Annotated in this window: 8 protein-coding genes; 3 read left to right on the top strand and 5 right to left on the bottom strand. The window is 62.9% G+C overall.

The window, feature by feature from the left end; all coding sequences use genetic code 11:
• Window positions 1-48: 48 nt before the first annotated feature.
• The 5 genes from VEK15_06415 to VEK15_06395 all read right to left on the bottom strand — a co-directional run bounded on the left by VEK15_06415 (window position 49) and on the right by VEK15_06395 (window position 8,732).
• Complete coding sequence (locus VEK15_06415) at window positions 49-852, bottom strand: hypothetical protein (GenBank protein HXV60310.1); 804 nt, start codon at window positions 850-852, stop codon at window positions 49-51.
• The gene (locus VEK15_06410) at window positions 849-2,726 is read right to left on the bottom strand and encodes an ankyrin repeat domain-containing protein (protein ID HXV60309.1); all 1,878 of its coding nucleotides are present in this window, start codon (window positions 2,724-2,726) and stop codon (window positions 849-851) included. Before VEK15_06410 ends, VEK15_06415 begins: the two co-directional genes overlap by 4 nt.
• A 23-nt stretch (window positions 2,727-2,749) precedes the next feature.
• Window positions 2,750-4,168, bottom strand: coding sequence for a DUF1552 domain-containing protein (locus VEK15_06405; GenBank protein HXV60308.1), 1,419 nt, complete (start codon window positions 4,166-4,168; stop codon window positions 2,750-2,752).
• A gap of 28 nt (window positions 4,169-4,196) precedes the next feature.
• A complete protein-coding gene (locus VEK15_06400; GenBank protein HXV60307.1) occupies window positions 4,197-6,590 on the bottom strand; it encodes a DUF1592 domain-containing protein in 2,394 nt (797 codons plus the stop codon).
• Between the two features lie 81 nt (window positions 6,591-6,671).
• Complete coding sequence (locus VEK15_06395; GenBank protein ID HXV60306.1) at window positions 6,672-8,732, bottom strand: sodium-translocating pyrophosphatase; 2,061 nt, start codon at window positions 8,730-8,732, stop codon at window positions 6,672-6,674.
• Between the two features lie 281 nt (window positions 8,733-9,013).
• Between VEK15_06395 and VEK15_06390 the strand changes: the two genes are divergently transcribed.
• The 3 genes from VEK15_06390 to VEK15_06380 are packed head-to-tail and all read left to right on the top strand — an operon-like array spanning window position 9,014 to window position 12,609.
• Entirely contained in the window at window positions 9,014-9,793 is a 780-nt protein-coding gene (locus VEK15_06390) for an NHL repeat-containing protein (GenBank protein HXV60305.1), read from the top strand.
• 35 nt (window positions 9,794-9,828) lie between these two features.
• Window positions 9,829-11,193: a sodium-dependent transporter gene (locus VEK15_06385; protein HXV60304.1), complete on the top strand. Its 1,365-nt coding sequence runs from the start codon at window positions 9,829-9,831 to the stop codon at window positions 11,191-11,193.
• Between the two features lie 18 nt (window positions 11,194-11,211).
• Complete coding sequence (locus VEK15_06380) at window positions 11,212-12,609, top strand: sodium:alanine symporter family protein (GenBank protein ID HXV60303.1); 1,398 nt, start codon at window positions 11,212-11,214, stop codon at window positions 12,607-12,609.
• Window positions 12,610-12,687 lie beyond the last annotated feature (78 nt).

Below are 12,687 nucleotides of genomic sequence, written 5' to 3'. Positions count from 1 at the left end.
AGACCACCTATCTGTCGGGTGGGTCTATCGGATCCGGAGAGCTAAAAGCTATCGCTTAGCTGACTCTTCGGGTGTCGGACCGTAGCTCAGCTCGGGGATGAGACGCGCGACCCAGAGCTCGCTGCTCGTCACGATCCCCGATAGCTTCGCGGTCGCCGCCTGAGCGCCTTCCGCTCCGAGCTCTCGCATCACCGGCGATCCCTTGTCGAGCTCGGCAAAGTTGTCCACATAGAAGACGTGGATGAATCCACTCTCACCCCCGAAGGCGAGCGCGCCGGTAACATGGTGGATTTTCACTTCGTCGAAGTGTGGAAGAAAATCCGTTCGCATCACGTTCAAGTAATCCTGTTCACGACCCGGCGCGATCCTCGCGACGTTGATGACCATCAGATCGGGTCGCCGGCCCTCGGGGAGCGGATTACTGATCTCGGGAAGATTGCGGATCGCGTAGCTGTTCCGGCTCGTGATGCATCGGCGGAGTCGATTGACGAGCGCCGTGAGCTCGGGGTCCGAGTCGTTCCCACGGTCGAGGCTCGCCAGATTCTCGAGCGGCGTCGCGATGAAGAAGCGGTAGGTATCCCCGAACACTTCGGTACGGCTGACGGTGCGCCAGGGCGTTTTGGCTTTCTGTGCGCGGGCCATGAGCTCGCGTTGGACCGCCATATACTCATCGACCATGGTCGGTTGAACTTGAACGATGGTCAGCTGAAACCAGGGCGGTGCCTTCGCCGCCGAGGGCGCCTCCTGCCCCGCGAGGCTCCGAGGAGGCGCCCAGAGGCTGCCTGCCAAGAGAAGGGCGAGGCCAACTCGCTGGCGCGCCAGAGAACCCGCCACCGCCATGAAAGAGCTCAACAGGACACGCAGTTGTGGTTGTTCTTCGAGCCGAGCCTCTCCAGCAGCGCCACCGTTTCGGGAAACGGGGAGACGCGCTGGACCGGACCATTGGCCATGTCGGCGGTGGTCTGCCCGCTACGGCTCACCGCGGTGACGTCGCACCCCTTGTCCACGAGATAGAGGATCATCTCGTCGTCCCCGCGGGCGGCGGCGTGGTGGAGCGCGTTATAGCCGTTGTAATCGCGCGCGTTCACGTCGACGCCGAGCTCCTCCACGAGATACTTGACGGCGGCGAGCCAGGCGTCCGGCGCGTGCCGGTGGGCGTTTCCGGCGAAGCCCTCGCCGTAACCGACACCGGAGGCAGCGTGGATGGGAAACACGCCGGGGTCTCCGGCCTTGACCTTCGGCAGTCCCGAAGGATCGGGTGTGACCGTGGCCGCGTCGGTGGCAGGCCAGAGCGCGGGTCCACTCGGCTGGACCGGCTTCGGCTCCACTGAATCCACGTTCTCCGCGATGGTGCCCGACCGAGGGGGCCTAGGCGGCGGTGCCTTGGTGGGAATGTTTGGGTCCGCGCCGTGAGCGACGAGAAGGCGCATGGCGTCCACGTCGGTCGCGTAGGCGGCGCGCCAGAAAGCGGTCGAGCCCACGGTGTCCTCGAGTCCGCAGTTGCGGTTACCGCATCCGGTGTAGACCATGTACCAGGGGTGCTTGGTCAATCGGGCATCCGGATTCGCCCCAGCCTCGAGCAGCGCTTTCATCAGGTCGAGATAAGTCGCCTTCTGCAGCCCGTGCTGTTGCGGCTGCGGAAACCGCGTTCTCGGTTGCCACTGAGCGTTGACGGCCGCCCAGAGCGGCGCGACGCCGTTGCCGCGCGCCTCGAGGTTGGGGTCGGCGCCGCGCTCGAGAAGGACGAGCGCCAGATCGAACTGGGCGTTGATGGTCGCTATCAGCAGGGGGCTGGTGCCGTCTCCCGCGCTCACTTGGTTGATGTCCGCACCCCCGTCGAGAAGCGCGAGCGACGCCTCGACGTGGCCCTGGCGAGCCGCATGAAGCAGGGCCGTGAGGCCTCCTTTCGTCTCCAGGTTGAGCTCCGGGCGGAACCGCCGTCCCTCGTCGGGTTCTTCCTTCTCGGGAACTTCTCCCGAAAGGTAGAGCTCACGCGCCGCCAGGATGGCCGCCTTCAGCTGAGGGGCGCTGGGCGGTGCACTCTCGCCCTCGGCCACAGTGCTCCCCTTACCGCGCAGGGTTTCGAGCACCTTTTCCTGCCGTTTCTCCGACGCTCGCACGAGCTTTTCCTCTGCCTCGAGGTCTAAGACCTTCGTGGTGACGCCCGGGTCCGCGTCGCTTCGCAGCAACGCCCGGATCGCGTCCACTCGGTTTTGGGCGGCCGCATAAATCAGCGGCGTCTGTCCCCACTCGCTGTCCCGGGCGTCAACGTTCGCCCCTCGGGCCAGTAGCGCCGTGACGACTCTGGCATCACCCGACGCGGCGGCAAGGTGCAGCGGAGTCGCACCGGTGTTCGTGGTTCTCGCGTTCACGTCGGCGCCGGCCTCGAGCAGCGTCTCCACGACAGACGCCCTTCCGGCCTTGGCCGCCAGGTGAAGCGGCGTGTAGTGACCGATACGGGTCTCCGCCATCGCGTTCGCGCCGGCATAGATCAGTATCTCCGCCATCCCGGCGTCGCCGAGCACCGCCGCCCAATGGAGCGCCGACATGCCGTCTCCCTGGGCCGCGTTCACGTCCGCTCCTCGTTGGAGGATCCTGCGCACGGACTCCAAGTCCCCGGCTTTGGCCGCATCGGCGACAGGCGAGTAGGACGGGGAAGCGGCGAGGACGCTCACACCGAAAGCAACGACGATCGTCCACGCCGAGGCGGATGGGCCAGCTCTCATGCTTTTCTCTCCTGCATTCGGGCTCACGCCGTGCTCGACGCCCGCGCCAGTGGCGAGAGATCGAACGTTCCGGTGCTGTCGCCAAATGACTCCTGGTCGTCGAGCCCCAGCATGTGCAAGAGCGTGAGCATGACGTTCGCCATCGGCGTTCCGTCGGGGGCCTTCAGATGGAGGTTTCCGCGAAGATGGCCGTTGGCGCGGCCGAGCAGGATGAGGGGACAGCGACGGTGGTTATGGATGTTTCCGTCGGCCATTGGCGATCCCCAGAGGATCATCGACTTGTCCAGCAGTGAAGAGTCTTCCACCATCGTCGAGCTCAGTTTCTCGAGAAAGTACGGGAGCATGCTCATGCGGTACTTGCAGATCTTGTTGAACTCCAGAATGTTCTCCTCCTTGTTTCCATGGTGAGACGCCGGGTGGAACGGCTTGTCGGATCCGCTCTCGGGAAACACGCGGTTCTGGGAGTCACGTCCCAGCTTGAACGAGAGGACCCGGGTCATGTCCGCTTCCAACGCCAGCACCTGGAGGTCGAACATCAGCTTCATGTGCTCGGAGAAGGAATCGGGCACGCCCGCGGGCGCGTCGGGCAGCTCTCGCTGCTCCCCGCTCTGGTTGTGCGCTTCGACCATCTCGATTCGGCGCTCGATCTCGCGCACGTTCTCGAGGTATCGGTCGAGCCGGAGGCGGTCTGCGGCACCCAGCTGTTTTCGCGCGACCGTCACATCGCGGGCGATCCAGTCGAGGATACTCTTTCGTGCTTGCCGGCGCTCGGCTCGTGCCTCGGGGGTTCCCCCCGCACCGAACAGCATGTCGAATGCGACCCGTGGATCGCGAATCATCGGCAGCGGCTCCGTGGGCGATGCCCAACTGATCGAGTCCGTGTACACGCAGGAATAGTTGTAGGTGCACCCGCCCGCCTGATCGAGATTCTCGATGCAGAACTGCATCGAAGGCAGTGGGGTGTCCTGGCCGAAACGCTGGGCGTACATCTGGTCCATCGACGTCCCGGCATAGATGTCCGAGCCCTGAGTCTGCTTCGGGTGGCAATGAGTGAGAAACACCGCGCTGGAGCGGAAATGATCGCCTCCGATCTCCGGCGGTGAGAAAGCTTCCGCCATGCGCACGTCGGTGTTGCTGATGATCGTCAATTGGTCCTGGAACTCCGACAGTGGGCTCAAAACATTGTCGGGGAGCAGCTGAAAGTCAGGACCGGTCGTCGCCGGCGCGAACAGGTGCTGGGTCGCCCCCCACTCGTTGCAGCCCGGGACGCCATGCACCTCCTCGATGCAGACGAGCCGCATGCGGTCGATGGAGGCTCGCGTCGCCGCCGACGCCCGGCGTCCCGCCGGGATCATCGCGTCCAGAAACGGCAGCGCCACCGAAGCGCCGAGGCCCCGAAGGAACGTCCGCCGCGGCATGTGCTTTCCCGTAATGTACCCCATCGCCGTGTCTCCTTTTCGTAATAATCCGTTACGGCTGGTGGACCGTCGTCGCTTCGTCGGTCGTCATCGGGTCCACGCGCTTCATCTGAAAAGCGTCGCTCCCGACCACTCCCATTATGAACGACGATACCCGGTAATCGTTTTCCTCGGCCTTCCTCACGATCGACCGAATCGTCGGCTGATCGGTATACTCGATTCGCCGGCCCAGTGCGTATGCCAGAAGATTCTCGGCGAAGTTTCGTACCAGGATCTCGGGACGCTTCAAAAGAGCTTCGACCAGCTCCGCAGGAGTCGAGACCGGGGTGCCATCGTAGAATTCGCCGTGGGTGTCGAGCGGCATCCCGCTCTCACGAGTGCGCCACTTCGCCGTGACGTCGAAGTTGTCCAAAGCCAAACCGATAGGGTCCATGAGTCGATGACAAGACCTGCAAGTCGGGTCGGAGCGATGGAGCTCGAGACGTTCGCGCGTGGTCAGAGTCCTCCCGTTCGAGACCCCTTCGGTCTGTTCCAGGTCCGGGACGTTCGGAGGCGGCGGAGGCGGAGGCGTCCCCATCAGAACTTCCATGACCCACTTCCCCCGGAGCACTGGCGAAGTCCGGTTTGCCATGGAAGTGAGAACGAGCACGCTGCCATGGCCCAGGATTCCCCGGCGGGTGTCATCGGGGTAGGCCACGCGTCGAAACCTGCTTCCGGCAATGTCGGGAAACCCGTAATGGCGGGCGAGGCGCTCGTTGACGAACGTGTAGTCGGCGGTGAAGAGCTCGAGCACGCTCCGATCCTCGCGAACGAGATCATAAAAGAAGAGCTCGGTCTCACGTCGCATCGCGTCGGCGAGGTTCTCGTCGAAATTCGGATAGTAGTTTGGATCGGGGCGAACTTTGTACAAGTCCTGTAGCCTGAGCCATAGCGCGGCGAAGCGGGTGCCCAAAGCTTCCGCGCGAGGGTCCGCCAGCATGCGGCGCGTCTGACGCTCGATCTCACCCGGGTCGGAAAGTCGGCCTTCGTTAGCCAGCTTCTGGAGCTCGCCGTCGGGGGGAGTCCCCCAGAGAAAGAACGACAGTCGCGATGCCAGATCGACGTCGCTGATACGGTATCCCTGCCCCGTCCGCGCACCGCTCGGCTCGGTCTCGAGTCGCAAAACGAAATACGGGCTCGCCAAGATCGCCTCGAGAGCCATGCGCACTCCGATCTCGAACCCGCCCTTGGACGCACCGAGATCGTAGAACTCCATCAAGCCCTCCAGATCGCCGGCCGATAGGGAACGCCGATAAGCTTCGCTACCGAGCCGCGTCACGATCTCTTCGGCGCACGGCCTCTCCTCGCCCGGGCTCGTGGGCCGGCAGGAGAAGATGCGCTTACGGCTCGGAGTGTCCGAGAGCCCGGTCGCATGGTAGGGCCCTTTGATGACGACACTCCGAAGGTGGGGCAGAGTCGTGATTCCGCTGCCCCCGGAACCACCGCCGGCGAACGACCAGTCATGCGGGCGGATGAGATCCTCGTAAGGCCCATCGGTCCTGCGAATGAATGCCGCGGCCACCCGCCGTTGGCCCGCCCGAACGGCAACCGGCTCCGTACTCATCGGCGCCGCGCCCCGGCCATCGGCGCCTCCCTCCGACTGAGCGTACGGTATCAGGGCGACGCGCTCGCCGTCGATGGACAGGTCGACGTCCTCGAGCTGAGCGTTCTCCCCGGAAGCGAAGGTCAGCTCGAAAACGTATTCGGCATCGGCGGGGAAGGCGTGTTCTACCACCAAGCCACCACGCGTCCCGTAAGGAGCACCCTCGAGCTGATCCCACGGGTGCTGGGAAGCGTAGATCGAACTGGTGTACGTCACGTCGACGGCGGGAGCGTTTCGATCCCCGACGGCCATCCGGCTGATATCGCTGGCCGCGTTGAGATAAGACTCGAGAAGCATCGGAGACAACGTCTGGGCGTCGGCCATGTTGTCGAAATTGGCGCTCATCTGATCGAGCGGCAGCCAGTCCGAAGCATCCACGTCGAGCTCCAGGAGGTCACGAATCGCGTTCTCGTACTCGGTTCGATTGAGCCGTTGGAACGAGCGCGCTCCCGGGTTCGGATCGCGAAGAGCGGCGGCGTCGATCCGCGCCTCGAGTGTCTCGTAAACCGCCGTGAGCGCGGCCTCGTCCGGTCTCGGAATCCCCGGAGGGGGCATCATCTCCGCCCGCAGCTTGCGAATCACCTTCTCGGCGACTTCGGCGCTCTTCTCCGCGGCATACACGTCGAAATCCTCGAGGGACAGGTTCCCCAGGAGCGTGGTGGCATTGTGACAGGTGACGCAGACCTCCTGGATCACGCGATTGGTGTCGGTGTCCGGATGCATGGGCTTCGTCACCGCGGCCCCCTGGCTCGCGAACGAGCCTCGGGCCAAGAGTAGAGCGATGACGATTACCGGCGCCTTCATGGGTCGCGTCGCCTCCCCGAGACCGTTTGGCTGCTTAGTTTACCGGCAGCAGGCCGGTCTCGCAAGGCGCTCGTGAGGCTGCTATCGAATCAACGGAGCGATGACGAGGGCCACGACCGACATCAATTTGATAAGGATATTGATGGCGGGCCCGGCCGTATCCTTGAACGGATCCCCCACGGTGTCACCCACGACCGCCGCTTTGTGGGCATCGCTTCCCTTCCCGCCGAAGTTTCCACCCTCGATGTGCTTCTTGGCGTTGTCCCAGGCGCCCCCGGCGTTCGCCATGAAGATCGCGAGGAGTACGCCCGAAGCGAGCGCTCCCACGAGGAGCCCGGCGAGAAAGTTCGGATCGTACAGACCGGCCGCGACCGGGATCACGACCGCCATCAGCCCAGGGACGATCATTCGCTTGAGTGCCGCCGCGGTCGCGATGTCGACGCACCGAGCGTTGTCCGCTTTCGCCCCTTTCTTGCCTTCGAGAAGCCCGTCGATCTCTTTGAACTGTCTTCGTACCTCCTCGATCATATCGAAGGCGGCATCCCCCACGGCTTCCATCGCCATCGAGGAGAACAGAAACGGCACCATGGCGCCTACGAGGATCCCGGCGAGCACGATGGGCTCCGACACGGAGAGCGCGGCAACGTTGAGCCCCGCCTGTTGCTGGAAAGCAGCCATCAAAGCGAGCGCGGCGAGAGCGGCCGAGCCAATCGCGAATCCCTTGCCGATGGCCGCCGTGGTATTTCCCACGGCGTCCAGCTTGTCGGTTCGCCCTCGCACTTCTTTCGGAAGCTCGCTCATCTCGGCGATTCCCCCGGCGTTGTCGGCAATGGGGCCGTAGGCGTCGACGGCTAGCTGGATCCCCACTGTCGCGAGCATCCCCAGACCGGCGAGCGCCACCCCGTAGAGCCCTGCGAGCTTGTAGGTCACGACGATGGCGGTTGACAACAATATCAGCGGCCACGCCGTGGATCTCATTCCCAATGCGAGCCCGGCAATGATGTTGGTCGCCGAGCCGGTTTGCGACGCCGCAGCGACATGCTGAGCTGGCTTCTTCGACTCCGCGGTGTAATGCTCGGTGATGAAACCGATAGCGCTTCCTACGGCCAGGCCGGCGATCATCGAGAGATACAAGCGGTCCCAAGCTTCCGGCGTCAGCGAACGAATTACCGGAACCGAGATGATCAGCATCATGATGGCGGCGCCGATCGTCCCGAGATTGAGAGCGGTCTGGGGATTTCCCCCTTCCGACGTTCTCACCGCGAAGGTGCCGGCGATCGAAGCGACGATCCCGATTCCCGCCAGGACCAGAGGAAGCACCACGTAGTTCAAAGGTGAGGCAACGGTGACGCCCGATGCTTCGAGGCTCGACACGTAGCCGAGCGCGAGAACCATGCTACCGATGATGGCACCGACATACGACTCGAAGAGGTCCGCGCCCATGCCACAGACGTCCCCGACGTTGTCTCCCACGTTGTCGGCGATGACGGCCGGGTTTCTCGGGTCGTCCTCGGGAATTCCGGCTTCGACCTTCCCGACGAGATCCGCGCCCACGTCCGCGGATTTCGTGTAGATTCCGCCGCCGACCCTGGCGAAGAGCGCGATCGACGAGGCGCCAAGGCTGAAACCAGAAAGTATCTGGAGCACCCGGTTCTGGATGGTCTCCTGCTCGACGCCATATAGATTCGTGTAGAGCAGGTACAGAAGCGACAGTCCGAGAAGCGCCAGACCGACGACCGACATGCCCATCACCGAGCCGCCGGAGAAAGCCACGCCGAGTGCTCGCGAAATCGACTCGCGGGCGGCGTTCGTGGTTCGAACGTTGGCCTGGGTCGCGACCCGCATACCAAAGAATCCCGCAAGAGCCGAGCTGGACGCCCCCACGAGAAAGGAAAGTCCCACGAGCGCCGTCCCCGCCCTATAGTTGGAGACGACGAGCAGGACTGTCACGACGAGGGTGAACAGGGCGAGCACCGAGTATTCGCGCCACAAGAAAGCCATGGCGCCGGTGCGGATGAATCCCGCAATCTCTTTCATGCGATCGGTGCCAGCATCCTGACGGGCGACGAAGCCCGCTTTGTACCAGGCGAACAAGAGCGCAGCCAGACCGAGAACAGGCGTCCAATTGACGACACCTTCCACGCACTACCTCCTAGCGAGGCACAGCCTCGAACCGACGAGATCGGCTCTGGTCGGAGCCTCGCGTTCCCATTTGACAGTCAACAGTCGAGAGAACTCGGACCACAAAGCGCGGATTCTATCCAATTCCGCTGGCGATACGAAATGCCAAATTGCTCGCAGACAAATTGATCGATCCCATTGAATTGCAGCCGCCACGCTAATAGAATCAGCGGGTTTCCGCTGGCCCGCCCTGGATTCGACGCGGCTCAGAGGTCAAGATGTTGATACGGTTAGGCTTATCCGTGATCCTCTCTGCCTTCTCGGCTTCCGCCGACGAGCTCGTGTATCCGGTCGACGTGACCGTCGACCCCCAAGGTGGCGTTTACGTCGCGGATCACGAGGCCCATGCGCTCCTCAAGCTCGATGGCGATTCGTTCCGGGTCATCGCGAAGGGTGAGGGCCTGCCCCGAACACCGCTCTACGGCATCCGCCACGTGACCTTCGAAAAGGACGGCTGGTTCGTTGCCAGCGATCCGGCAACGATGAAGCTGTTCCGCATCGGAATCGACGGCAAGATCGACCCCATCGCCGACGACGACCGCTTCGTCACGCCCTGGGGCGTCGCGGTGGAGTCGACCGGCAACGTGCTCGCCGTCGACCGCGTGACTCACCGGCTGCGGCGCGTCATGGCCAACGGCGAGGTGGAAGACGTCGCGGAGATTCGAGCGCCTCGCGCGATCCTGTTCGACAAAGAGGGTGCGATCGTCGTGCTCACCGACAAAACCCTCGTCAGAGTCGCGGGCGGAACGACCACGCCGATCGCTGGCTCGTCGCCGTTCGAGTTCCCGCACGATGCGGTTCTGCATCCGAACGGAAACTTCTACGTGACCGACGGTTACGCTCGCGCGATCTGGCAGGTCTCTCCCGACGGTAAAGTGACGCCATTTCTCCAAGGCGAGCCGCTGACGAGCCCCCAGGGCCTGGCGCTCGACCGGGAAGGAAACCTGCTGGTCGTCGACGCCCACGCCAAAGCGATATTCAAAGTCACTCCCCAAGGAGAGCTGAGCCGGCTCCCCAAGTGATAGCAACCTTCTCTTTCCTCCGGAGGCGATAGCGCATGGCAACATCGGACCGCGGTACGTGGGGCTCGAGAACTGGCTTCATCCTCGCCGCCGCAGGCTCCGCGGTCGGGCTCGGCAACATCTGGGGATTTCCGACGCAGGTGGGCCAGGGCGGGGGCGCGGTCTTCGTGCTCGTCTATCTGTTCTGCGTTTTTTTCGTGTGCGCACCGATCTTCATCTCCGAGCTCCTTCTCGGACGGGGAAGCGAAAAAGGACCCGTTGGCGCGTTTCGATCGTTTGCCCCCGGGACGAAATGGTGGCTTGTGGGAGCGCTCGGCGTGATGACCGGCGTCGGCATCCTCTCTTTCTATTCCGTCATCGCGGGCTGGACGGTCGCGTATATCGGATTCATGGGCTTCGGAAACGTCGGGAGCACCGCCGAAGAGATCGGGAGCTTCTTCGGCAGTTTTACGGCCAACGGGGCGGCGAACGTTGGCCTGACCTTTTTCTTCCTGGTGCTCACCGCCGCCTGTATTCTCGGCGGCGTCCGCGAAGGGATCGAGCGCGTCACGAAGGCTCTCATGCCTCTGCTCATCATTCTTCTCCTCGTCCTCGCCGTACGAGCCTTGACGCTGCCCGGTGCTGCCGAGGGCCTCGCCTATTACCTGAAGCCGGACTTCAGCAAGCTCTGGAATTTCCGAGTGGTTACCGGCGCGCTCGGCCAGGCTTTCTTCTCTCTGAGTCTCGGAATGGGCGCTCTCATCACCTACGGAAGCTACATGAACCGAAGGGACAACCTGGGAGTGTCGGCGCTGTGGGTGGTCGGGCTCGATACGATGATTGCGCTTCTCGCCGGGTTCATCATCTTTCCCACGGGCTTCTCCATCGCCGGCTTCGACCCCAGCACATCCGGCCCCGGGCTCATCTTTCAGGTACTTCCGCAGCTCTTTGCCACGCTTCCGGGTGGAAGGCTCTTCGGGATGGCATTCTTCATCTTGCTCGCGACCGCGGCACTGACGTCCACGATCTCGCTACTCGAAGTGCCCGTTTCGCATTTCATCGATGAGTACCGGTGGCGGCGGAAAAAGGCCGTCATCGTCTTGACACTCTTCACCTTCGTTCTGTCCATTCCGAGCGCGCTCGGCAACGGCGCGGTGGCCTTTCTGACCAACCTGCCGCTCGGCGGATTTCTTGGCCTCATGGCAACGCTCTGGAACAACTACTCCCTTCCCATCGGCGGCTTCCTCGTCTCGATCTTCGTCGCGTACTTTCTCGGTCTCGACAAAGCACTCCGCGAGCTGACCGCGGAGAACGCCTGGTTTCCCAGCACGGCCCTGTGGAGTTTTCTCATCCGCTTCGTTTGCCCGGTGGCGATCGCCATCATCATCCTGTCGCCCTTTCTCAGCCAACTCTTCTCCTGAGCTTCAAGGACCCGAACGATGGACCAACTCACCGACTTCGTCAACGCTTTGTCGAATTTCATTTATCAGCCCTACATGATCCCCGCCTTGCTGGTCGTCGCCGGAGGTTACCTGACCGTGCGGACAGGATTCGTGCAGATCCGACACTTCGGCACGGCGCTGAAGATGGTGCTCGCTGGGATCTCGAAGCAAAAGTCCGCCGGGATCGAAGGAACGATCACACCGTTTCAGGCCCTCTCGACGGCACTCGCCTCCACGGTGGGGAACGGAAACATCGGCGGGGTGGCAACCGCCATTCTCGTGGGCGGACCGGGCGCGATCTTCTGGATGTGGGTCACCGCCGCCGTGGGCATGGCCACGAAATACTCCGAGGCGGTGCTCGGAGTTCATTACCGAGTCACGACGGCGACCGGCGAGCTGGCGAGCGGCCCCATGTACTACATCTCCAACGGGCTGAAGGGCAAGAGCTATGCGAGACCGCTCGCACAAATGTTCTGTCTCTTCGGGGCCGCCACCGCCCTTCTCGGAACGGGCAACATGGCACAGTCCAATACGATTGCCCAGACTTTCATGAAGGCCTCGGAGCAGACGTTCGGGACGACAATCGATGCCTGGGTTCCCGGTGTTCTCATCACCGTAGCCTGCGGCCTCGTCCTCCTCGGAGGTATCCAGCGCATCGCGTTGGTGGCCGAGAGGCTCGTTCCCTCGATGATCGTGATCTACCTCGTCATGGGATTCGCCTACATCTTCATGAACCTCGATCAGATCCCCCACGTGTTCGCGCTCATCTTCGGGAACGCATTTACTCCGTCGGCGGCGGCGGGAGGCTTCATCGGAGCCAGTGTGAGCTCCGCGATTGCCGCCGGCGTCAGCCGGGGGGTGCTGTCGAACGAAGCCGGGCTCGGGAGCGCACCCATCGCTCACGGCATCGCCAAGGTGAAACACCCATCGGAGCAAGGAGTGGTTGGCGTCTTCGAGGTCTTCATGGACACCGTCATCGTGTGCAGCATGACGGCTTTCATCATTCTCTCGTCGGGCATGTGGCAAGACGCCGCCTATCAGAACGCCAGCGGGGATCTCACCGCCGCCGCGCTGAATACGCAAATCCCCTACGCGAGCGCGCTCGTGGCCCTGTGCTCGTTTCTTTTCGGATTCTCGACTCTGATCGGCTGGTATTACTACGGCGAAAAGTGTTTCGAGTACCTGTTCGGCGCGAAGGGCATCTTCCCCTACCGAGTCATCTACACGATTCTGATCTTGATCGGCGCCGTCGTGCCCGTTCCCCTCGTCTGGGCCATCGGCACTCTGCTGAACGGATTCATGGCTTTCCCCAACCTCATCGGCCTCATCATGTTAGGCGGAGTGGTGGCAAGACTGACGAAGGACTTCTTCTCGAACCGAGTAGCCGAAGCGTAAGACACGTACAGAGTTCTCTGCTAAACTGACGCCCGAGGTATCGATGAGTCTATCCCTTTCTCGTCGACTATTCACGAC

The organism is Vicinamibacteria bacterium, from assembly GCA_035620555.1.
Lineage (GTDB): Bacteria > Acidobacteriota > Vicinamibacteria > Marinacidobacterales > SMYC01 > DASPGQ01.
The sequence above is the reverse complement of the archived record's forward strand: the minus strand, read 5'-3'. Positions and strand labels throughout refer to the sequence as shown.